The sequence below is a fragment of the Streptomyces sp. NPDC006365 genome, assembly GCF_042870755.1.
Taxonomy (GTDB): domain Bacteria; phylum Actinomycetota; class Actinomycetes; order Streptomycetales; family Streptomycetaceae; genus Streptomyces; species Streptomyces xiangluensis.
On sequence record NZ_JBIAHS010000003.1, the window covers coordinates 565,129 to 586,859 of the forward strand.

A 21,731-nucleotide genomic window follows, 5' to 3' on the forward strand; every position below is an offset into this window, starting at 1 on the left:
GGCCGGCGTGCCCTCCGCGAGCCTCGTCTTCCAGAGCGTCGTCCTGGGCGTGCTGCTGGGAGGGCTCTACGCCCTCCTCGCGGCAGGCCTGACCCTCTACTTCGGCGTCATGCGCGTCGTGATGATCGCCCACTCCGCCTTCCTGATCCTCGCCGCCTACCTTGCCTGGTACGCCCACCGGGAGACCGGCATCGACCCGCTGCTCACCCTGGTCGTCACCGTGCCGCTGTTCTTCGCCGCCGGCGTCGCCATGCAGCGGCTGCTGCTCACCCGGCTCCGCCCCGCGACCCTCACCATGATGTCGGTGCTGCTCACCTTCTCGGTCGCCCTGACCATCGAGGGACTCCTCGGGTACGCCTTCAGCGGTACCCAGCGCCGGATCCGGCTCGGCTACAGTTCGGCCGGCTTCGAGTTCCTGGGGGCGAGAATCGCGGCGGTCAAGCTGATCGCCTTCGGTATGGCCGCGCTCGCCCTGCTGGGGCTCTATGTGCTGATGAAGCACAGCCGGTTCGGCCAGGCGCTGCGCGCCACCATCCAGCACCGGGAAGCCGCCCAGCTGCTCGGCATCGACACCGACCGGATCGCCGGCTACGGCTTCGGCCTCGGCCTCGCCACAGCGGCCGTCGGCGGCACGGCGCTCGCCCTCGACACCACCATCTACCCGTCACTGCACTGGCATTGGATCGGCCCACTGATGGCGATCATCGTCGTCGGCGGACTCGGCAGCGTGCCGGGAGCCGCCATCGCCGCCATGACGCTGGGCCTGCTGCAGAGCCTGCTTCAGCTGGAACTCTCCACCACCTGGGCGCAGACCGTCTTCTACGTCGCGCTCTTCGCCACCCTGGCCTTCCGGCCCCAGGGATTCTTCGGGGGGCGGCTTGCGCAGAGGTTCTGAGACCCCGTTCCGGGCAGGCAGGTTGCGTACGGGCGCACTGCTGCACGTCGGCGCCCTGCTGGCCGCCGTCGCGGTCGCCCTGTCCTTCCCGTCGATGGCCCCGAGCCCGTACGAGATCACCGTGGGCATCGCCATCCTCAACTACGCGGTGCTGTCCACCTCCTGGAACTTCGTCGGCGGCTTCACCGGCTACATCTCGCTCGGGCACGGTGCCTTCGCCGGACTCGGCGCCTACGGAACGGGACTGCTGGTCACCAAGGCCGAACTCCCACCGTTCGCCGCGCTCTTCGTAGCAGGCGCACTGGTGGCCGTGCTCGCCGTACCGGTCGGCTATGCCGCCCTGCGCGTGCGCGGCGCCTCCTTCGTCATCGTCTCCATCGCCCTCGTCCTCATCCTGCTGCTGGTCTTCCAGAGCTGGGCCTCCTTCACCGGCGGCTCCCGGGGACTGGTCGTACCGCGGCCGTTCCCGGGCATGCTGCGCTCCGAGCACCACAGGACCTTCTACTTCCTGTTCGCCGCGCTGCTCGCGGTGGCCCTGCTGACCTGGTGGATCATCGACCGCTCGCGGTTCGGCATGGGCCTGAAGGCGATCCGGGAGGACGAGGACAAGGCCCAGTCACTGGGCACGCCCACCTTCGCGTACAAGCTCGTGGTCTTCGTGGTCTCCGCCGCCTTCACCTCGTTGGCCGGCGGGCTCTACGCGCTCTGGTTCGGCGACCTCGACCCCGTGTTCCAGTTCTCCATCCTCAGCGGGGCGTACATGGTGCTGATGGCGCTGCTGGGCGGCGTACGCCATCTGTACGGGCCGCTGCTCGGCGCCGTGATCGTCGGGTACGCCCTGGAGTATTCCAAGGTCGAGTACGGCGACACCCCCCTGCATCTGGTCGTGGCGGGGCTGCTGCTGGGCGTCGTCGTGATGTTCATGCCGGACGGGGTCATCCCGGCAGCCACCGCGCTGCTTGGCCGCTTCCGCAAGGCCGACGCGACCTCCATTCGCGAGGTGACCGCCGCCGAACTGAAGGAGCGGCACGGACAGCGCGACCGAAACGACGGAAACGACGGAACGGACGGTTCGGAGGTGAGAGACAGTGAGCGAAGCGGAAGCAGCGGCTGAGCCCGGGACTCGTCCGAGTCTGGCAACCGTCGGCCTCAGCAAGGCCTTCGGCGGTGTCACCGCGCTCGACTCGGCCACCGTGACCTTCCACCACGGCAAGGTCAACGCCCTGATCGGTCCCAACGGCTCCGGCAAGACGACCTTCTTCAACTGCGTCACCGGGATGATCCGCGCGGACGCGGGCCGTACCACCTACCGCGGGCGCGACATCACCGGAAAGCCTCCGCACAGGATCGCCCGCGCCGGCATCGGGCGTTCCTTCCAGCTGTGCCGTGTCTTCCCGCGGATGACCGTGCTCGACAACCTCCTCGCCGCCGTACAGCCGTCCACCCTCGCGGGGCAGCTCGCCCGCGCGGGCCGGAGGGAGGAGACCGAGCGGGCTCGTGGCTGGCTGTCGCGGATGGGCATCGAGCATCTGGAGCAGGCCGAGGCACGCCAACTGTCCTGGGGACAGCAGAAGTTGCTGGAACTCGCGGGTGTGCTGATGAGCGAGCCCGAACTGATCCTGCTGGACGAGCCGGCCGGCGGGGTCAACCCGGCGCTCATCGACCGCATCTGCGACCTGGTGCGCGAACTCAACGCGGAGGGACGCACCTTCCTGATCGTCGAGCACAACATGGACCTGGTCATGAGTCTGAGCGACCACGTTGTCGTGTTCGACCGCGGCAGTCCGATAGCCGAGGGCCCGCCCTCCGTGATCCAGTCCGACGAACGAGTCCTCGGGGCATACCTTGGCGTCTGACACTGACCCTGCAATCCCTCGATCTGCACACCCCGACTCTGATTTCCTTCTCGAACTCGACGACATACAGGCCGGATACGGCCGGGCGGCCCTCGTACTGCGCGGGCTGACCGTCCAGGTCCCCGCCGGGGCGATCGTCTGCCTGGTCGGGCCGAACGGAGCAGGAAAGTCCACCGTTCTGAAGGTCGCCAGCGGACTCCTCGCCCCTCGCTCGGGCCGGGTCCTCGTCGACGGCAAGGACCTCACCGGCCATGGACCTCAGCGGATGCTGGCCGCCGGAGTCGCCCATGTCCTCCAAGGGCACAGCGTGTTCCGGGAGATGACGGTCGCCGAGAACGTCCTGCTCGGCGGCTACACCCTCCGGGACAAGCAACTCATCGCCGAGCGGGTGAGGTTCGTACGGGACCTCTTCCCCGTCGTCGGGGAACGGTGGACGAGTCTGGCCGGACTGCTCTCCGGAGGCCAGCAGAAGCAGGTGGAGTTCGCGCGTTCGCTGATGGTCAAGCCCCGGGTGGTGCTGCTCGACGAGCCGTCGATGGGGCTCGACCCCAAGGCGACCGGCGTGGTCTTCGAGCAGATCGTACGGATGCGGGACGCGGGCACCGCTGTCCTGCTCGTGGAACAGAATGCGCGGCGCGCCCTTGAGGCCGCCGACACCGGCTGCGTACTAGACCTCGGCCGGGTCCATGTCTCGGGCCCTGCACGGGAGTTGCTCGCCGATCCGCAATTGGGCGAGCTCTATCTCGGAGGCCGGCCCGCACGCCGCTGACACGCCTCGTAGACACGCCTCGCAAAGGAGCGAGTGGATGTTCACGCAACGCAGGCGGAACACGGCGGTGGCTCTCGCCGCTTTCCTGACGGCCCTGACCGCTCTGGCCGCGGCACCTGCCGGAGCCCAGGTGGACCGCGATGCCGTACACCCTTCTCTGCGCCCGCACTTGGCGGCGTACTACGACTTCGAGCATCCGGTGCGCGGCAACCCGTCGAGGGAGCGGGACCAGGGTTTCTCGCGCACCGACATCGACCTGGTGGGCGGCGGTGCGGCGATGCGCACGCGGGACGGGGCGCACCGGGGCAGCCGGACCTCGCTCCAGGTGCGGCAGGTGAACCCGGAGGCGGCCGGCAACGACGACTGGAAGGCGGGCGTGTACGGGGCCTCGGGTGTGCCGAGTCTGCGGGCCTTCAACGCCGCCAAGGGGATCACCGTCATGGGCTGGTTCAAGACGACCGGTCCGAACCCGGGCCGGAACAGCAACACGGCCGCCCCGGACGACCACTACAACGCCGTCGGCCTGGCAGGCGTGCTGTCCGGGGACTCCGACGGCCACGCGGTCCGTGGCCTGCTGGAGATCATCGAGGTGAACGGCGAACTGCGGCTGGTCGCCCTCGGCCGCCGCATCGACGGGGCGAGCTCCCAGACCTTCGCCGCGTCCGGGGACTGGCGGCGCCTGCTGCCGGACGGAGAGTGGGTCTTCCTCGCCGCGACCTTCGACTTCGACACCGGAGCCATGGCGCTCTACCGCAACGGGCAGCGGCTGGACGGTTTCTACACCGTCCCCGGCGACCCCTGGGGCCTCTCGGGACCCGGGCCGCACCGGGCCTCACCGACCGATCCCCGGGGCATCAAGATCGGCGGGAGCTTTCCGCAGAGCACCGGTGAACGCAATGCCTGCGACTGCCGCATGGACAGCCTGATGTTCCTCAACCGGGCCGTGGACGGCGACCGGATAAGGGCTCAGTACCGCCTGACGAACCACGGCTGGAACTGAGCGCACAAAAGGAGTGATACCGATGACCACATCCCCCGGCGTCAGACCGAGACCCCTCGTACTGGCCCCTCTCCTCGTCCTCTCCCTACTGCTGTCGGCCCTCGTCCTCCTACCCGGCACGGCGCACGCCGCGGCCGAACCCATCACCGACCCCATCCCCGAGCGGCCCGCCACCTCCGGTATCGGGCTGACAGTCGAGGAGTACGCCTCCTTCCCGAAGACCGAGCCGCCGCCCGGACCGGTCACCGATCCACGGCTGGTACGGCACGCCCGCATCAACTACTTGAGCGAACTCCCCGACGGCTCGGGCCGGATGGCCGTCCCCGACCTCAACGGCAAGCTGTATCTCGTCGAGGACGGCACCCCGCGCCTCTACCTCGACATCGCCGACACCTTCGCTCCCGCGTTCTTCGCCAGCCAAGGGCTCGGCCAGGGCTTCGGGTTCGTCACCTTCGACCCCGGCTTCAAGCGCAATGGCCGCTTCTACACCGTCCACACCGAACTGGCCTCCGCGACCACCGCCGTACCCGACTATCGGCAGCAGGCGACGACCAACTACCACGGCATCATCACCGAATGGACCGCCGACGACCCCTCGGCCGACACCTTCCGGGGCACCCGCCGCGAGATCCTCCGCATCGGCTTCGCGGGCCGGATCCACGGCATCCAGCAGATCGACTTCAACCCGAACGCCCGGCCCTACAGCCCCGACTACGGCAAGCTCTATGTCGCCGTGGGCGACGGCGGCCAGGGCGCCAGGAACACCGAGCCGCAGAACCTTTCGCTTCCACACGGCAAGATCCTGCGCATCGACCCGCGCGGCAGCAACAGCGCCAACGGAGAGTACGGGATACCGGCGCGCAACCCGTTCACCGGCACCCCCGGTGCGCTGGGCGAGATCTACGCGTACGGCATGCGCGACCCGCACCGCTTCAGCTGGGACACCGGCGGCAGCCGGCGCATGTACCTGGGCCACATCGGTGAGCACGCCATCGAAGCCGTCTACGAGGTGCGCGCGGGCGACAACTTCGGCTGGAGCGAACGCGAAGGCCCCTTCGTCTTCGAGAAGGCACCCGCCAACCCCTGCGACCGGATCTTCCCGCTCCCAGAGGACGACGAGCAGTACGGCTACACATACCCCGTCGCCGCCTACGACCACGACCCGCCCGCCGACTGGAACTGCACCTCCGACGTGGGCCGCGCCATCGTCGGCGGCTTCGTCTACCGTGGCCACGACCTGCCTGGGCTGCGCGGCAAGTACATCTTCGGAGACCTCGTCGACGGCCGCCTGCTCTTCTCCGACACCAAGGAAATGCGGCGCGGCAGCAAGGAACTGGCCCAGCTCTACGACCTCATGCTGTACGACGCGAGCGGCAAGCGCGTCACCATGCAGGACCTGGCCGGGGACACCCGGGTGGACCTGCGCTTCGGACAGGACGCGGACGGCGAGCTGTATCTGCTCTCGAAGGCCAACGGCAAGATCTGGAAGGTCACCGGGACCCGGATGTTCGCCTCCTGCGACACGGGCGGCTCCACGCTTCGCCATGTCATGGCCGGACGGAACTGGGCTCCTGTCACCCCGTCGAAGTGGCGGTTCCCGGGCCACGAGGCCGTCCTCGCCGAGCCCGGGGTCCAGCGGCCCGGCCCGCGCCGCCCCTTCGAGTACGCCGTACTGACCGCGGGTCCCGCTGCTCTCGGCTCCGTACGGATCGATGCCGAGGTGCGGATCGACACCCCCGTCGAGATCACCAACCGGGACGTGATCATCGTCTTCGACTACCAGTCGGACACGAAGTTCGCCTATGCCCATCTGTCAATGGACAACACCATCTATCCCCACAACGGCATCTTCGTGGTCAACGACGCCGACCGGCTCCGGATCGAGGACCAGTGGAACGGCACGACGGGCGCCCCACCGGCCATCACCGACACCGACTGGCACAAGGTGCGGGTGGTGCGCTGCGCGAGCAGCGGTGAGATCGCGGTCTACGTCGACGGCTCGAAACGTCCGCTGATGACCGCCGTCGACACCACGCTCACCTCCGGCAGGGTGGGCTTCGGATCGTTCGACAACATCGGACGGCTTCGCGGCCTGAACGTCTCCTACCGCTGAGGGAGGACTGAGGGACGAGGGGCCTCGGTCTCAGAGGGCGTTTTCCTCCAATGTTCAGTCCCTTCATGTCCTGGTTCAGGTTGTTCTGAGTTCCGCGCCGGCTCGGGGTGGATTCGGCTGTGAGGCGGCGGGTCATGAGGTTGATCATTGCCAGGTGGACCATGACTTCGGAGCGGTGGGGGTGGGCTTCGCAGTCACGGGCCAGGCGGCGATGGTTCATCAGCCACCCCAGCGTGCGCTCGACGGTCCAGCGGCGGGGCAGGACCGTGAAGCCGATGGCGGTCGGGGCGCGGCGGACGATGTGCATGTCCATGCCGAGGGTGGCGGCGTGCTCGACGAGGTGTTGGCGGTAGCCGCCGTCGCCCCAGGTCTTGCGGACGGTGGGATGCTCGGCGGCCACCTTCTCGATGAGGGCCTGGCCGGCAACGGAGTCTTGCACGCTCACGGCCGTGACCACCGCCGGCAGCAGGCCGACGGTGTCGATGACGATGCTCCGCTTGCGGCCCACGATCTCCTTGCCCGCGTCGATGCCCGGGCCGGCCGCGGGGATGTTGGGGGAGGGAGGTAGCGCCAGGGGATCCCGGTGCGGTTCACGTAAAGGATCGCGTCCAGGAGGCTGCGCAGGTCATGGTCCGGCGGTCGACCGATGTCCAGTCCCCGGCCGCGGCGTTCAGCCCGCCAGGCAGTCAGGATCGGCTCGGCCAACCCCCAACGGGCATCGGACAGATCGCTGGGATACCGACGACGCTCAACCATGACTCTGGGAGTACCGGGCGTCCGCATGCCTGGCCCAGGCGTGTGCACCGGGCGCGCGAAGTGAACGGAGCAGAGGGGCGCGTCTTGGGATGAAACAGGAGGAGTGCAGCCAAGACCGCCCGGCCGTCACTCTTCCATCCCCACAGGCCCTTCCGTTGCACCAGCATCATCGAAGCTCCACGGAACAGTAAATTCCCAAACACACCGAAAGGGGCACAAACGCCCTCTAAGCCACCTCTAAGCCTTGATTGGTGCGGCCGACCTGGCGGCCTGCTCGATCTTCGCGCAGTAGGCTGCACGGGCTTCCTCGTCGATCTGCTTCTCGAGTTCGGCGCGCAACCCGGTCCGGCCGTCGAGACCCTCGCGCAGGATATCGGCGTGCCCGGCATGCCGGATGGACTCGCCGAGGACATGGACCATGATGGCGAACAGGTTGGTGTCGGCATAAGGCTCCGGCCACCACGGCACGTGGCCGGGGGCGTCGAGGGGAAGCTCGTTGATCGTCATGTCCGAGTGTTCCCACGTGCGCCGGTAGAACCCGATGATCTGATCGCGGGTCTCGTCCTCGGTCGCCCACAGATCACTGCCGTTGGAGTCCTGCCACCGGGGCAGCGGTTCCGGGGAAGGGCGGTCGAAGACCTCGCCGAAGTACCCGGCCTCGACGGTGGCCACGTGTTTGACCAGGCCGAGGAGGTTGGTCCCGGTCGCTGTCAAAGGTCGGCGGGCGTCGTATTCGGACAAGCCGTCGAGTTTCCAGAGCAGCGCCTTGCGGTCCCGCCGCAGTCTCTCGTGCAGGTTACCTTTCGCGAATTCATCGATCATGCGGCATGAGCCTGCCATGGGCTGCTCATGGTCTCAAGATTCCCGCGGCCGACGCGGAGGTCGGCGAAACGGATCGAGTGTCGCCGCCCGACTCCGACATGGCCACTCGGCCATGACCTCGATAAGGTCGGGCGACCGGTGGACCGTTCGGCAGGCCGGACGTGTGCCCTCACCTCCGGAGACGGATTGTCGATGCATCTGCATCCAGGCGAGACCGAGGCGATTGGCTGGCGGGTGGTGACCCTGCTCGACGCCGTTCGGCAGCTGCGCGATGCATCACCCGACGTCACCGGACGTCCGCGGGTGATCGCGGTCGACGGCCGGGGCGGCGCCGGCAAGACGACCCTGGCCGAGCGGCTGCGCAAAGTGGTGCCCAACTCCGCCATCGTCCACACCGACGACATCGCCTGGAACCACGCCTACTTCGACTGGGGTGCCGTGCTCGTCGAGAACATCCTGCAACCCCTGCATCGGGGCGAGGCGGTCCACTTCCGCCCTGGTGCCTGGATCACCCACGACCGGCCCGGATCGATCACCATCCCCGGCGGTGCCGACTTCATCTGGGTCGAGGGCACCGGCGTCATCCGCGACGAGCTTGCCCCGTGGTTGGACGCCTCGATGTGGATGCAGGGTGACCTCGATGAGCAAGAGCGCTTGTTGGTCGCCCGCGACGGCGACTCCCCCGAGCAGCTGAAGCACGTGGCGAACTGGCTGCTGGAGGAACTGCCGTTCATGTTGCGAGAAAAGCCGTGGGCCCGAGCCACCATGATCGTCGCCGGCCCTCCACAGATCGACCACGACCCGGACACCGAGTTGGTCGTCGCCCCGCCGACCAGACCTTAGCTCGGCCGACCTGGAGTGCGGTGAAGCCGATGCCGCGCTTGCGCAAGCCGGAGACGATGACGATGAGGTCCTGAATGGAGCGGCCGAGCCGATCGGGGGACGGTGTCCGTCGACGGGACAAGCCGAGAGCGATCCCTGGCTTGTCAGCGCCATGCGATGGGCGGGTCACACCGCCTCCGGCTGAGGCGATAGTCGGCCTCCAGCCCACCCTTCGCACGGACCCGCGACCGCTGCGATGACTTCCGCAAGCCGTAGGCCGCACGTCATTCGGCACGTCGCAGGACCGCGTGCAGGACGCGGACCAGATGGCGGCGGCGTTCCTCGGAGTCGACGGTGACCGCCGCGGTCTCCTCTTCGCCGAAAAGGACGAGGAGCACCGCCTGGGCGAACATGATCCGGCAGGCGGTGTCGGCGGTTTCCGGGGGGCGGTGGAAGCGCCGGCTGAGGTGGGACGTGAAGCGGTGTGCCATGTCCTTCATGGTCCTGGCACCGCGGGCATACGGCTCGGGGTCGGCCCGTGCGGTGACCATGAAGGCGCGGAAGCCCGAGCGCCGCTCGGTGAAAACCCGCAGGGTGAGGTCCAGCAGGCGGGCCAGGAGCTCCTCCGGGTCGTCCAGGTTCCACAGTGTCTGCATCCCGCGGAACACCGCCATCAACCTCGGCGACTACGCCCACCCCAACGGCACCACCTGGGCTAACGAAGCCGACGACATCAAGATCAACTCCGACGACGGGAAGTGTAGCGGCACCCACATCGTGCAGCAGGGTGTCTACTGGGCCTGACACATGAGGTCGTCCCCGGGCACCTCAAGCCCGGGGGCGACGTCACTCTGCAGTCGCTGACGCCGGGAAGGCGGTCAAGGCCTACTGGCGCGATGACAGGCACCCGGTGCTGGTTGACGTCGTCAACCAATGAGCCTGGGCAGCTGCGAGCTCACCCAAAGCGACTGGGCGATCCTTGAACAGAAGCCGGGCCCGGACCGACCCGCGGAAGCGGATCTTTGCCGGCACCATCGGGAACTGGGTGCAGTCCGCCCACTGAGGCGCTTCCAACCTGCAGGGGCGAGCTGGGGAGTTGGGCTGACAGGACGGTGAAGCCCCTGGTAGGCGGGCACGCTTCGAAGGTGACTGCCTTTTTGTACCAACTGCCTGCACTCATAGGTGTCATCGTCGGTGTCCTCGGAACGCTGCTTGAACGCACCATGGTCTGGCTCGCCGGATGCCGACGTCTGCACGGCCACTACGAACGCAAGGCCAATCACTTCCTGGCCTTCACCAGCCTCGCCCCCTGATCTGCTACCACAGACTCGCCAAATGAGATGGCTTCTCAGGGACCCGTGCCACAGACGTGTTGGACGTCCGTGGCAGGTTTGATCGGGGATCCGGTGCGGTGGACGCTGCCGCCGTGCCGTGGGGGCGGTCAGCCGGCCCAGACGTCCTCCACGTAGTGACCGGACTCGGTCAGGGCGGCCAGCCAGGCGGTGGCCTCTTCCTCGCCCGCGCGGGTGTGCGTGCGGTAGATCGCCATGAACGTTTCCCGCACTCCCGGCGCCATACGGCGGCCGTCCCCGCAGATGTAGACACGTCCGCCGGCCTCCAGCACGGCCCAGACCTCGTCGCTCTCTTTCGCGATGCGGTCCTGGACGAAGCGGGCGCCGTCTTCGGGGGCGCAGGCGAAGGTGGGTCGCATGCTGACGGCTCCGGCGGCCTCGGCCGCCTCGAACTCCGCCCGGTGCAGGTAGTCGACGTCGGGGTGGTCGCAGCCGAAGTAGCACAGCAGCGTGCCGGTCGACTTGACGTGGTGACGGTCCAGGACGGCCCCGCGGAAGGGCGCCAGTCCGGTGCCCGCGCTGACCAGGATCACCGGCACGGAGTCGTCCCCGGGCAGGCGGAAGGCCTCGCTGCAGGGCAGCACCCGGGCCTGGACGGTGTCACCGGCCGTCACGGTCTGAAGGTAGTGCGAGCCGATGCCGCGGAAGGTGCCCTCGCCGGAGCGGTGGGGCGCGTCGAGCAGCGACACCATCAGGTCGGCCTCGCCGGGTGCCGCCTCGGCGGACGAGGAGATCGAGTAGTGGCGCGGGCGCAGCACGGGCAGCAGTTCCAGGAAGACCTCGAAGGGCAGCTCGCAGGCCCGGTAGCGCTCCAGCAGGTCCAAGACGCTGTGTCCGGAGGCGGTCACCTGCTCGCGGAAGGCCTCCGCATCCGCCGTCGCGAGTTCGGCCAGGGGGCGCTTCTCGGGCGGGCAGGCGGTGAGCTCGGCGAGCACGGCGACCTGCTCCTGAGCGGCGGCATCCTGCAGTTCGACGAAGTCGGTGAGCAGGCGGCGCAGGGTCAGCGGGCGGTCGACGGGCAGGGCGCCCCGGCTGCGGCGGCGGGCACGGAGCCGGACGGTGCGGTCCAGGTCGAGGCCGAAGCGGTCGGCCACGCGCTGGACGAGGTCGGCCGGGTTGCTCGGGAGCACGGCGATGTGGTCGCCGGTGCGGTAGGTGACGCCCTCGGGCAGCCGGAGTTTGAGGAAGCGCTTGGAGCGGCCCAGTCCGTGGTTCATGTCGACCAGTTCGTACGCGTCGAGCACCTCCATGGGCTGGACGCCGTGGCGTGCCGCGAGGCCGCCGATGACGGAGTCGGTCGTGTCCTCCAGCTCGTACAGGCCCGTCTCCTGTGCGGCGGCCGGCTCGGCCTCCTGCGCTTCTGCGGCGGTCCCGTACCGCTCCAGCAGGGCGGTCCACAGGTCGCCGGTCCACCGGTCCACCGTGCCGGCGAAGTCGCCGGAGGCGTCGGCGGCGCCGCGCTCCAGCAGTGACGTGGCACCGGCCGCAGCCAGCCGCTCGTCGATGAGCGCGGGGACGCGCTGGTAGGTGGCGGCCCAGTTGCGGTCGCCGACACCGAGTACGGCGTACTCCAGGCCGTCGAGCGCGCCGGGCTCGAGTCCCTCCAGCCAGGCGACGAGCTCCGCGGCGTCGTCGGTGGGCCTGCCGTTGTAGGAGGCGGCCACGATCACCACTGGCCCGTCGGTGCCCGAGAGCTTGCCCACGGCGTCGTTGAGGGGCGCGACGGATGGGGTGAAACCGCGCTCGTCGCCGTCCTCGGCCAGATCGCGGGCGATGCCCGCGCAGGTCCCCAGGTTGGAGCCGTGCAGCAGGGTCAGCGCAGTCCCCGCGGCGCACCGGGCGGTGGGGCGGCCCGCGGCGGCGGGGGCGTTGCCCGCCGCGAGGGCCGCGGCGGTGGGCAGGCGCCGCTCGCCGCTGGTGCGCCGGGCCAGGTTCAGGGTGAACTCGTCGGGCTTGATGGTGAGGGACTGCTTGATCTTCAGCTGGTAGTTGGTGTGGTCGATCAGACGGTAGCGGTGGATCACCAGCGCGAGGACCAGCGTCGCCTCGTGCAGCGCGAACTGGCGGCCGATGCAGGCGCGTTCACCGCTGCCGAACGGCTTGAACAGGTGGACCGGGCGCTGCTCCTCCCGCTCGGGCAGGAACCGGTCGGGGTCGAACAGCTCGACGTTCTCGCCCCAGGCGGGGTCGCGGTGCAGCTGCTGGATGAGGATCTGGATCGACTCGCCCTTGCGCACGGCGTACTTCCCGCCGATGACCGTGTCCTCAAGCGGCTCCACCGCGAAGGCGGGAGCCGTCGGCCACAGCCGCAGACTCTCGTTGAGCACCTGGCGGATGTACGTCAGCTTGCCGATGTCCCCGTAGTCCGGCTCGGGGGCGTCCGAGTCACCCCACAGGGCGTCGACCTCGGCCTGCGCGCGGGCCAGGACCTCGGGGTGCTTGGTCAGGTAGTACAGGGCGAAGGACAGGGCGCCGCTGGTGGTCTCGTGGCCGGCGATGAGGAAGGTGATCGCCTGGTAGCGGATGTTGACGTCGTCCAGGGGCTCGCCGGTCAGCGCGTCTCGGGTGTGCAGCATGCGCCCGAGCAGGTCGTCGGTGCTCTGGTCTCCGGACGCCCGGCGCTGCCGGATCACGTCGTCGACCAGGCCCTCCATCAAGGCCACGTCCTCGCGGAACTGCTCCGCCTGCTTCCACTTGAACAACTCCGTGCCGGGGATGGACTCCCCCTTGTCCTGGGCGAAGCCGAGCGCCCGGGACAGGGCGGTGATGAAGGGGTGCGGCTCGTCGCGGCTGAAGGACTCGAAGTCGTAGCCGAAGCCGCACAGGCCGATCGTGTCGAGCGTCAGCCGCGTCATGTCGTCGGCGACGTTCACAGCCTCCGCACCGGCGGCCTGGTCCCACTTGCCGATCAGCTCCCGGGCGACCTGGAACATCGTCGCGTGGTAACCGCGCATCGCGCCCAGGGAGAACGCCGGCATCAGCACGTCGTGCGCCTTGCGCCAGTTGGGCTCGTCGTTGTACGCGGTGAACAGCCCGTCGCCGCCGATCCCCCGGAGGATCACGAGGTCGGGGTGCACGTTCTTGCGGAACCGGCTCTCGTCCGCCAGCTCGGTGACCAGGTCGAGGCCGGAGGCGAAGTTGATCTCGTTGCCGAAGACGCGGAGCTTGAACAGCGGTCCCAGCTCCCTGGCCTCCTTCATCACGTAGAGCAGGCCGTCGGCGCCACTGGGAATGTCGAACGCGTGGCCGACCAGGGGCAGGGCGGGACGCTCGGGGATCGGTTCGGTTCCGTGCAGGGCCTCGTGAGTCATGAGATTGCCTTTCGTTCCGCACCAGTAAGTCGCTTGGGGATCAACCTACACGCGACATTGTCGGATGACAAGGTCGACTGAATCGGTTGTGTGACATGGTCGTTCGACAGAACGAGTGGGGGGCGTTGGGCGTCGGGCGGACCGACGACTTGACACACGACTCCGTCCATCGACATGGTTACACGACGTGGTCGATCGACCAGGGCGCTTGTGCGCCGTCACATCCGCACATTCACCATCGAACGAATAGAGGTTCCCGCCATGAGCACCATGCTCGCCGGACGGCTTCACCTGGACACACATACGTTCGCGGTCGAAGAGGTTCCCCTGCCGGTGCCGGGCCCGGGAGAGGTCCTGGTCGAGGTGCGGGCCGCCGGGGTGTGCCTGTCGGACGTCCACCTGATCGACGGCAGTCTCAGCCCCGCCTTCCCGGTCGACGCGGTCGCGAACAGCCGGGCGGTCACCCTCGGCCACGAGGTCGCGGGCGTCGTCCACACCCTCGGCCCGGACGTGCAGGGCATGTGGGAACCAGGTCAGCGGGTGGTACTCCAGGCCGGGCAGGCGTGCGGGGAGTGCGGGGGCTGCCTGCGCCGCATGTCATGCCGACAGCCGCTGACGCGCGGCGTGGACTACGACGGGGGCTGGGCCCAGTACGCCGTCGCCCGCGAGGACACCCTGCTCCCGATCCCGGACGGCCTGCCCTTCGACCAGGCCGCGATCATTCCCGACGCGGTTTCCACCCCGTACGCCGCCATCGTGGGGACGGGCGCGGTCCGACCCGCGCAGGCGGTCGGCATCTGGGGTGCGGGCGGCCTGGGCGCGCACGGCATCCGGCTCGCCCGCATGGTCGGCGCGGCCCCGATCATCGCCGTCGACCCGCTGCCCACCGCCCGTGAACGCGCCCTCGCCTTCGGGGCGGACGTCGCGCTGGACCCGGCCTCGGCGGACTTCGCCGAGGCGGTGGACCAGGCCACGGGCGGACGGGGCCTCCAGGTCGCGTTCGATTTCGCAGGCGCCCCGGCGGCCCGCGCACAGGCCACCGCCGCGCTCGGTGCCGAGGGGGTCCTGGTCCTGGCAGGGCTCACGCCGGAGCCGTTCACCATCGGCGACAGCGTGGGCTTCTGCTTCCAGGGCAACCAGATCCGCGGCCACTACGGCTCCGAGCCCAAGCACGTGGAAGAGCTCATCGGCCTGGCCTCCGCCGGACGGATCGACCTGGCCCCGTCCATCACCGCCCATGTACCCCTGGCCGACGCGGCGGACGCCGTCGCACGCCTGGAGAAGAAGATCGGCGACCCGGTCCGGCTCGTACTCACGCCCTGACTCCGCGGCCCCGCCCGTTCCAGGAGGAGCCCCTCCGGCAGCACGTTGCCGGAGGGGCTCCTCCTTCGAAGTGCACTCCGGCCTCTGTGGCCGCGGTCAGGGGCACATGGAGCGGCACGAAGTCGCTGGTCCCCACGAGTTCATTCCACTCGATGTGCTGGACCCTGTCGACGAGATGTCCGAGCCGCTCGGGACACGCGGGGCCGCTGCGTGCGGTGCAACGCACCGTCATGCCGAACCCGGGCGCACGTTCTGCGGTTGCCCGGTGAATCCGGCCGAAGCCGACCCAGGCCGAGTGCGGTACCCCTGACGTCGCAGCAGCTTGTCAACGACAGCCGGCCCCCCGGGCGACCCGGAGCATCGTCGCTTGACAGCCGCGCATCGCACCGAGGGAGAAGGCCGGCATGAGGATGCCGTCTGCCTTGCGCCAGTTCGGTTCGTGGTTGCAGGCGGTGCAGTCCCCGGCGATCTTTCGGATCTCGACCAGATCGGGGCAATACCTCTGGGCGCAGCAAGCGAGCACCCCGCTGGGCGCCGCATCTCACAGGAGCTACGTGACACCGGATTCGGTCTACCGACTTTGTCGCATGATAAAGTCTGTCGAACGGATGCTCGCGGCGTTCCCTGCCGTTCCGTGCACCTGCCCCTGCCCGCAGTGGCATTGCGAGGACCCCCTTTGAGAAAGGACCCCAGCTCATGCGTGTGTTCATGGACGAACCGGTCGAGAGAATGAACGGCCCCTACGCCCGGCGCTGGTGGGCGCTGCTCGTGCTCTGTCTGAGCCTGCTGATGATCGTGATGGCCAACACCGCCCTCACGGTCGCGGCTCCCTCGATGACCCAGGACCTCGGTCTGACCAGCACGGACCTGCAGTGGGTCATTGACGGCTACACCATCCCTTACGCCGCCCTGATGCTGCTGTTCGCCGCGATCGGCGACAAGTACAGCCGACGCGGCGCGCTCGTCCTCGGGCTCGTCCTGTTCGGCGGCGGAGCAATATGGGGTTCATTCGTCGACAGCGCGGCCGGGGCCATCGCGGCCCGTGCGGTGATGGGTGTCGGTGCGGCGCTGATCATGCCGGCCACGCTCTCTCTGCTCGCGGCGACCTTCCCGCGCGCCGAGCGGACCAAGGCCATCACCTTGTGGGCGGGCACCGCCGGTTTCGCCATCGCCGCCGGACCGCTGATCGCGGGCATGCTGTTGGAAAGCTTCAGCTGGCAGTCCACCTTCCTGATCAACGTTCCCGTGGTCGCCCTCGCCATCGCCGGCACCTTCGTCCTGGTGCCGCCGTCCAAGGCCACGCACGCGCCGCGGATCGACTACGTTGGCGGACTGCTGTCGGTGGTGTGGATCGCCGCGCTGGTCTTCACGCTCATCGAGGCCCCGCACGGCTGGGACGCCAAGGCCCTCACGGGCACGGTCGTCACGGTCGTGGGACTCGTGGGGTTCGTCCTCTGGGAGCTGCACCACCCGCACCCTCTCCTCGATCCGCGCCGATTCGCGAACCGCGCGTTCACGGGTGCCAACATCGCCGTCGTACTGTTCCTCCTCGCGGTCTTCGGCGCCTTCTACTACCTCACCCAGCACCTCCAGTTCGTCCTGCAATACAACGCGTTGGAGACCGGCATACGCATGCTGCCGCTCGCCGGCGCGGTCTTCGCCGGCTCCGTGCTGACCGGCTACCTCACCCCGCGCATCGGCATGAAAGCGACGATCGTCGCGGGCATGGCCGGCGGCACGCTGGCACTCGCGCTGCTCACCCAGATCGACAAGTCGTCGTCGTACGCCGATTTCGTGGCACCCCTCATCGCACTCGGGCTCGCGATCGGCCTGGCGCTCTCGCCCTGCACGGACGCGATCATGGGTGCGTTCCCTGAGGAGGAGCTGGGCGTGGGCAGCGCGGTCAACGACACCTCGCAGGAACTGGGCGGGGCGATCGGCATCGCCATCCTCGGTTCGCTGCTGTCGACCTCGTACTCGTCGAACCTGTCGGACGCAACCGCTGACAGCAAGCTCCCGGCCGACGCGCTGGGCCAGGCGCAGGACTCGGTCGCCGCCGGGTACGGGGTGGCCGAGGGCATCGGCGACCAGGCACGGCAGGTCGCCGAACAAGCAGCGCGGGCGACCGACCCGCAGCAGGCCGCGCAACTCCAGGAGCAGGCCGGTCAACTCACCGACGGCGCCCACCAGATGGCGGACGCGGTCGGCTCGTCCTTCGCGGACGCGGTGGCCCACACGAGCCTGGTGGGCGCGGCGATCCTGGGAGTGGGGGCGGTGTCCGTCGCCTTCCTGCTCCCCGGCAAGGGCCGTAGTGCACAAGCAGGGGCGGAGAATACGGCCAAGGCTGGAGCAGGGATCAAGACCTCGGTCGCTCAGGAGAAGGAGCCCGAGTTCACTCACTCGAATCCGTGATCCCCCGTCATGTTCCTCGCGGTCCCGCCAGAGGCCGCCGGCCTCCGGGCCCGGTGTGACTGTTCTCCCCTGTCGATCGGTCGGCCTGGGGCGATGTCACCGGGCTCGGGGGTGCCCCTATGGGTTGCGTCAACCTGTGGGGGCGGGTTGGGGGGCATAGAAGGTGGAACAGCCGAATCAACGAGCTGACGATCCACTTCGCCCGTGCATTCGGCCCGCGTCAAGCGCGAGCACGGCGTGGCGCCGGGGCAGTACCGCACGAGCCGGCACTCATGAGGCTCAGGGGCCCCGGAACCAGACTCCACCGCCGGTCGTCGTCGAGCTCGGTCAGAACGCCGGGACGGCCACGGGACTCAGCTGACCGCGTGCCAGCGCCACAACGGCGGCGATGAAGGCTTGCAGGCAAGTTGCCTCAGCCTCTTCGTCGGGGTGGGTCAGGTGCTGCATAACGAGCCCGTCGAAACCGGAGAGGAAGAACCGCGAGACTGTTTCTGCGGGCTGGGCCAAGGGCTGACCTGCGCGCTCGGCCGCCTGCGTCACGAGCCTCGCCGTCACTTCGACCACGCCACGATAGTGGCTCTCAAGGACTTCGCCGAGCGCGGGCGTGCGGAGTGCGAACATACTCAGCTCCGAGAGGAGGAGGTGGTGGCCTGGCTTCTCGCGCACCGTCCTCCAGAGGGCTGAGGCCAATGTGCCGACCGTCTCCTCGAATCCGGCATCCTCCGGAACGGCCTGCTCGACCTGCGCCAGCAGGTCCGCCGTGAGCTGTTCCATGACGGCGCGGTAGAGCTCTTCCTTCGTGCCGAACGTGTAGTGCACGGTGGCTTGAGCGACGCCCAGTTCGGTGGCGATGGCACGTGTGCTTCCGGCCGAGACTCCTTCTCTCGTCATGAGGTCGATGGCTGCTTTGATCAGTTGAGGGCGGCGCTCGGCCGCTGGGACGTGAGCCATGGGCTCATATTACCGACTTAGTCTCACGAGCAAGTCGCTTGAACAAGCGGCTGTTGGTCCCCCTATCGTAGGCGGGGACGCCGTCCCCGGGGCCGGCCCTGCCAGGCATGACGTCCCGGCCCGGTACGTCGGTCGATGATCCGAGGGAAGTGTCGGGCTCCTTGCATCGCCCACGGTGTGTCATGCCTCCAGCCTGGAAGCCCGGCCGCCCCGCGCCCGTCCGGCAACCGTCGGGTCGAGCCCCGCTGAGTGGCTGGAGAAGACGGCCGCCCGGTCGCGCCGGACCGGGCAGAACGAGACCCCGCAGGTCGGCGGGTACCGCCCCGCCGACCTGCGGGCCGTTACCGAAGCCTGCCGGACGGTCCGCCGCCTGACGGCACCGCGACATTCTCTGCATGACACAGACGCAGCCACCGCCAGAGGCGTCAGCTCAGCAGGAGACGTCGCCTCCCCAGCCCCGGACCCCGCCCGAGTCCGCCGCGTCGGCCCCGCCCAGTCCCTCGCGGTGGGACGGCTGGTCGCAGTGGATCTGGCCCGCGCGCTGGCCGTGTTCGGCCCCTCGTGGTCATCGACCGCGCCGAGAGCTTGGAGTTCAGGGAGTTACAGAGACCTCGCTTTGAGGGATGTGCTCCGTCTGCGATTTGGCGGCCTTCGGCGCGCTCATCGACGCATGGACGTGCGAACCCACCTACGCCGGTTCGGTGAACTGGAGGAAAACGCCCTCTCAGACCGGGCCGAGGCCCTTCCCGCCCAGGCGTTCCAGGTCGGAGGGGCGGACCTGGATGACCACGACGGCGATCAGTGCGGCGAGCACGGCGAAGATCGCCGCCATGATGAAGGCGGCCGAGACACCGGAGCTGAGGACCTCGTCGGCCCAGGGCGGCGGGAGATCCCCGGTGCGCTCGAACCGCGCGCGCTCGGCCGGCGTCGCCTGCTCCAGGAAGCGCGGAACCTGCTCGTCCGCCTCGTTCCTGCTGGCCGTGCCGAACACCGTGACCAGGATGGACAGACCGAGCGAGCCGCCGACCTGCTGGGTGGCGTTGAGGAGTCCGGAAGCGGCGCCCGTCTCGTGCGTGGGGACGTTGGAGAGCGCCATGAGCGTGAGTGAGACGAACTCCATGCCCATCCCCAGGCTGAAGACCAGGATCGGGCCGAGGACGCTGCCCGCGTAGGTGGAGTGGACGTCGGTCAGGGTCAGCCACGCAAGGCCGGTCGCCGCCAGGATCCCGCCCACGACCATGAAGGGCTTGGGGCCGTATCTGGGCAGGAACCGCGAGGCCAGCCCGGCGCCGATCGCGATGACCACGCTGACCGGCAGGAAGGCGAGGCCGGTCTGCAGCGGGCTGAAGTCCAGCACGTTCTGCGTGAAGAGCGTGAGGAAGAAGAACATGCCGAAGATCGCGGCGGCCAGGCTCAGCATCATTCCGTAGGTGCCCGCGCGGTTACGGTCGGCGAACATGTGCAGGGGCGTGATCGGCTGTCTGGACTGCCTCTCGATCAGGATGAACACCGTCAGGATGACGACGGCCGCCGCGAACGAGGCGACCGTGAGCCCGTCCCGCCAGCCGTCCTGCGCGGCCCTGATGAATCCGTAGACCAGCAGCACCATGCCCGCGGTGGAGGTCAGCGCGCCGACGATGTCGAAGTGGCCTGGGTGCCGTTCGGACTCCCTGATCCAACGGGGAGTGGCGAGGGCGATGAGCAGCCCGATGGGGACGTTGACGAAGAGCACCCACCGCCAGTTCAGCCACTCGACGAGGACTCCGCCCGCGAGCAGGCCGATGGCTCCGCCGCCCGCCGAGACCGCGGCGAACACCCCGAAGGCCCGGTTGCGTTCGGGGCCTTCGCGGAAGGTCGTACTGACCAGGGAGAGGGCAGTGGGGGACGCGATGGCACCGCCGACGCCCTGGAGGGCGCGCGCGGCGAGGAGTTGGCCGGCGTTCTGCGCGAGCCCGCCGAGCAGCGAGGCGAGCACGAAGAGCAGCACGCCGAAGATGAAGACGCGCCGCCTGCCGAGGATGTCACCGGTCCGGCCGCCGAGCAGCAGCAGCCCACCGAAGGTGAGGGTGTACGCGTTGACCACCCAGGACAGGCTGGTGGTGGAGAACTCCAGAGAGCGCTGGATGTGCGGCAGCGCGATGTTCACGATGGTGATGTCCAGGACCACCATCAGCTGACACGAGGCGATGACCAGCAGAGCCATCGCGTTTCCGCCACCGCCCGGTTCCTTGGTGGCCTGCGCTGAAGGGGCCGGCTGCGGGCTGCTGGTCATGGCGTGTCGCACCCCCGGAGGTCGAACCCTCGCGAGGGATCAGCGAGCGGTTCCGTCCACTCCTGCTTCCACCGTTCGACGGTACGCCCGTGGCGGGGGCGTCACCACTCGATCAACGTCATGGCCGCACGGCCGCCCACGTGAGTCTCCGGTGAGTCCATCTGACAGGGATCGGCTGACCGTCGTCCCTGGCCAGGGGTTTCAGGTCGGCTGCCATCTCGCCCTGCAACCAACTGAGCTTGCGCTCAGAAGCCTTGAGGCCACTGGACCGGCACAGGTCACACGCGCCCTTCGCGGCCGGCGGCCGGGCCGACGCCGACCAGCGAATCCAAACCGTCCGGCTTGCTACCGCGAGTCAGCGGTTTCGGTCACGGTGCCGAGCATTCCGGGTCGTAGACGATCACCGCGTTCGCCGGAATGATCACGACGTCTTCGCTGTCCTCCGCCTGCTCGGACTTTGTGGTGGCGTAGCCACGCTTGCCGTCTCCGACACACTTCGTGGCGAGGTTTCCGAAGCCGTCCGGGAAGTTGTAGACCTCCGCCGCGGTGTCCTCGCCCGCCTTTCCCTTCACCGGGGCGTCGCCCATGCCCCGCTCGTCGTCGTGCTCCTGGGAGCAGCCGGTGAGCAGGACGGCAAGCAGCAGCGCACCGCAGGTGGCGACGCCCGCTTGCGCGGGCCGCCGGCGGCGCTGCCAAGGCCGCAGGCGGCGCTTCCCCGACTGCGGCCCTGCCGTCATGCTCAGCCCGCGCATGATTTGTCCTCGACGATCTGGACGTTCGACGGAGCGCCGGAGTTCGTCGTGACATACGCACGGAAGCCGTGCCCCACGCACTTGGTGGCGAGATTCCCGAAGCCGTCCGGCATGTTGTACACCTCGGCCGGGCTGTCGTCGCCCTTGCTGCCCTGCACCGGGGCGTCGCCCATGCCCCGCTTGTCGTCGTACTCCTGAGAACAGCCCACAAGAAGGCTTCCCGCGGTCAGCGCCAGGGCCGCAGCCCAGACCGATGCTCGTGCACGCCTCATCAGAAGTCCCCCGTACCGGAAAATCGGATGGTGTATCTCAAGACAGCGCGTGG

The 21,731-nt window shown here is 68.8% G+C and carries 17 protein-coding genes and 2 pseudogenes; 10 read left to right on the plus strand and 9 right to left on the minus strand.

Annotation, left to right across the window (positions count from 1 at the left end):
• Nucleotides 1–7 precede the first annotated feature (7 nt).
• The 6 genes from ACFYO0_RS11850 to ACFYO0_RS11875 are packed head-to-tail and all read left to right on the plus strand — an operon-like array spanning nt 8 to nt 6,633.
• The gene (locus ACFYO0_RS11850) at nt 8–895 is read left to right on the plus strand and encodes a branched-chain amino acid ABC transporter permease (protein WP_388673766.1); all 888 of its coding nucleotides are present in this window, start codon (nt 8–10) and stop codon (nt 893–895) included.
• Nucleotides 879–2,009 carry a branched-chain amino acid ABC transporter permease gene (locus ACFYO0_RS11855; RefSeq protein ID WP_388673768.1) on the plus strand — a complete coding sequence of 377 codons (1,131 nt, stop codon included), beginning with the start codon at nt 879–881 and terminating at the stop codon, nt 2,007–2,009. Before ACFYO0_RS11850 ends, ACFYO0_RS11855 begins: the two co-directional genes overlap by 17 nt.
• On the plus strand, nt 1,984–2,751 hold the full coding sequence (locus ACFYO0_RS11860; RefSeq protein WP_388673770.1) for an ABC transporter ATP-binding protein: 768 nt from the start codon (nt 1,984–1,986) through the stop codon (nt 2,749–2,751). Before ACFYO0_RS11855 ends, ACFYO0_RS11860 begins: the two co-directional genes overlap by 26 nt.
• A complete protein-coding gene (locus ACFYO0_RS11865) occupies nt 2,741–3,520 on the plus strand; it encodes an ABC transporter ATP-binding protein (protein ID WP_388673772.1) in 780 nt (259 codons plus the stop codon). The genes ACFYO0_RS11860 and ACFYO0_RS11865 overlap by 11 nt, the downstream gene beginning before the upstream one ends.
• 37 nt (nt 3,521–3,557) lie before the next feature.
• Entirely contained in the window at nt 3,558–4,520 is a 963-nt protein-coding gene (locus ACFYO0_RS11870) for a hypothetical protein (protein ID WP_388673774.1), read from the plus strand.
• A gap of 22 nt (nt 4,521–4,542) precedes the next feature.
• Complete coding sequence (locus ACFYO0_RS11875) at nt 4,543–6,633, plus strand: PQQ-dependent sugar dehydrogenase (RefSeq protein ID WP_388673776.1); 2,091 nt, start codon at nt 4,543–4,545, stop codon at nt 6,631–6,633.
• Nucleotides 6,634–6,727: 94 nt separating this feature from the next.
• On the opposite strand, the pseudogene ACFYO0_RS11880 reads toward ACFYO0_RS11875, so the two are convergent.
• Nucleotides 6,728–7,389: pseudogene (locus tag ACFYO0_RS11880) on the minus strand (transposase); the annotation flags it as partial.
• A gap of 237 nt (nt 7,390–7,626) precedes the next feature.
• Nucleotides 7,627–8,211: a DinB family protein gene (locus ACFYO0_RS11885; RefSeq protein WP_388673778.1), complete on the minus strand. Its 585-nt coding sequence runs from the start codon at nt 8,209–8,211 to the stop codon at nt 7,627–7,629.
• Nucleotides 8,212–8,403: 192 nt separating this feature from the next.
• Here ACFYO0_RS11885 and ACFYO0_RS11890 point away from each other — a divergent pair, with 192 nt between their 5' ends.
• Nucleotides 8,404–9,054: a uridine kinase gene (locus ACFYO0_RS11890; RefSeq protein WP_388673780.1), complete on the plus strand. Its 651-nt coding sequence runs from the start codon at nt 8,404–8,406 to the stop codon at nt 9,052–9,054.
• A gap of 263 nt (nt 9,055–9,317) precedes the next feature.
• On the opposite strand, the gene ACFYO0_RS11895 is transcribed toward ACFYO0_RS11890, so the two are convergent.
• Complete coding sequence (locus ACFYO0_RS11895; RefSeq protein ID WP_388673782.1) at nt 9,318–9,689, minus strand: hypothetical protein; 372 nt, start codon at nt 9,687–9,689, stop codon at nt 9,318–9,320.
• 489 nt (nt 9,690–10,178) lie between these two features.
• Between ACFYO0_RS11895 and ACFYO0_RS11900 the strand changes: the two genes are divergently transcribed.
• Nucleotides 10,179–10,346: a hypothetical protein gene (locus ACFYO0_RS11900; RefSeq protein ID WP_388673784.1), complete on the plus strand. Its 168-nt coding sequence runs from the start codon at nt 10,179–10,181 to the stop codon at nt 10,344–10,346.
• Between the two features lie 128 nt (nt 10,347–10,474).
• Here the strand turns inward: ACFYO0_RS11900 and ACFYO0_RS11905 are convergent, their stop codons facing one another.
• Entirely contained in the window at nt 10,475–13,696 is a 3,222-nt protein-coding gene (locus ACFYO0_RS11905) for a bifunctional cytochrome P450/NADPH--P450 reductase (RefSeq protein ID WP_388673786.1), read from the minus strand.
• 261 nt (nt 13,697–13,957) lie between these two features.
• Between ACFYO0_RS11905 and ACFYO0_RS11910 the strand changes: the two genes are divergently transcribed.
• Nucleotides 13,958–15,019, plus strand: coding sequence for a zinc-binding dehydrogenase (locus ACFYO0_RS11910; protein WP_388673788.1), 1,062 nt, complete (start codon nt 13,958–13,960; stop codon nt 15,017–15,019).
• Here the strand turns inward: ACFYO0_RS11910 and ACFYO0_RS11915 are convergent.
• Nucleotides 15,009–15,293, minus strand: a pseudogene (locus ACFYO0_RS11915) (NAD(P)-dependent oxidoreductase); the annotation flags it as partial. The gene ACFYO0_RS11910 and the pseudogene ACFYO0_RS11915 overlap by 11 nt on opposite strands.
• Nucleotides 15,294–15,715: 422 nt before the next feature.
• Between ACFYO0_RS11915 and ACFYO0_RS11920 the strand changes: the two are divergent.
• Nucleotides 15,716–17,431, plus strand: coding sequence for an MFS transporter (locus ACFYO0_RS11920; protein ID WP_388673790.1), 1,716 nt, complete (start codon nt 15,716–15,718; stop codon nt 17,429–17,431).
• Nucleotides 17,432–17,758: 327 nt separating this feature from the next.
• Here ACFYO0_RS11920 and ACFYO0_RS11925 read toward each other — a convergent pair whose 3' ends face one another.
• The 4 genes from ACFYO0_RS11925 to ACFYO0_RS11940 all read right to left on the minus strand — a co-directional run bounded on the left by ACFYO0_RS11925 (nt 17,759) and on the right by ACFYO0_RS11940 (nt 21,678).
• A complete protein-coding gene (locus ACFYO0_RS11925) occupies nt 17,759–18,382 on the minus strand; it encodes a TetR/AcrR family transcriptional regulator (protein ID WP_388673792.1) in 624 nt (207 codons plus the stop codon).
• A gap of 724 nt (nt 18,383–19,106) precedes the next feature.
• Entirely contained in the window at nt 19,107–20,654 is a 1,548-nt protein-coding gene (locus ACFYO0_RS11930) for an MFS transporter (protein ID WP_388673794.1), read from the minus strand.
• A 368-nt stretch (nt 20,655–21,022) separates the two neighbouring features.
• Nucleotides 21,023–21,406: a hypothetical protein gene (locus ACFYO0_RS11935; protein ID WP_388673796.1), complete on the minus strand. Its 384-nt coding sequence runs from the start codon at nt 21,404–21,406 to the stop codon at nt 21,023–21,025.
• A complete protein-coding gene (locus ACFYO0_RS11940; protein ID WP_388673798.1) occupies nt 21,394–21,678 on the minus strand; it encodes a hypothetical protein in 285 nt (94 codons plus the stop codon). Before ACFYO0_RS11940 ends, ACFYO0_RS11935 begins: the two co-directional genes overlap by 13 nt.
• Nucleotides 21,679–21,731 lie beyond the last annotated feature (53 nt).

Coding starts and splice junctions, on each gene's coding strand:
- ACFYO0_RS11870 (WP_388673774.1), top strand. CDS start 3,558: ATGTTCACGCAACGCAGGCGGAACACGGCGGTGGCTCTCGCCGCTTTC.
- ACFYO0_RS11875 (WP_388673776.1), top strand. CDS start 4,543: ATGACCACATCCCCCGGCGTCAGACCGAGACCCCTCGTACTGGCCCCT.
- ACFYO0_RS11885 (WP_388673778.1), bottom strand. CDS start 8,211: ATGATCGATGAATTCGCGAAAGGTAACCTGCACGAGAGACTGCGGCGG.
- ACFYO0_RS11890 (WP_388673780.1), top strand. CDS start 8,404: ATGCATCTGCATCCAGGCGAGACCGAGGCGATTGGCTGGCGGGTGGTG.
- ACFYO0_RS11895 (WP_388673782.1), bottom strand. CDS start 9,689: ATGCAGACACTGTGGAACCTGGACGACCCGGAGGAGCTCCTGGCCCGC.
- ACFYO0_RS11905 (WP_388673786.1), bottom strand. CDS start 13,696: ATGACTCACGAGGCCCTGCACGGAACCGAACCGATCCCCGAGCGTCCC.
- ACFYO0_RS11910 (WP_388673788.1), top strand. CDS start 13,958: ATGAGCACCATGCTCGCCGGACGGCTTCACCTGGACACACATACGTTC.
- ACFYO0_RS11920 (WP_388673790.1), top strand. CDS start 15,716: ATGCGTGTGTTCATGGACGAACCGGTCGAGAGAATGAACGGCCCCTAC.
- ACFYO0_RS11925 (WP_388673792.1), bottom strand. CDS start 18,382: ATGGCTCACGTCCCAGCGGCCGAGCGCCGCCCTCAACTGATCAAAGCA.
- ACFYO0_RS11930 (WP_388673794.1), bottom strand. CDS start 20,654: ATGACCAGCAGCCCGCAGCCGGCCCCTTCAGCGCAGGCCACCAAGGAA.
- ACFYO0_RS11935 (WP_388673796.1), bottom strand. CDS start 21,406: ATGCGCGGGCTGAGCATGACGGCAGGGCCGCAGTCGGGGAAGCGCCGC.
- ACFYO0_RS11940 (WP_388673798.1), bottom strand. CDS start 21,678: ATGAGGCGTGCACGAGCATCGGTCTGGGCTGCGGCCCTGGCGCTGACC.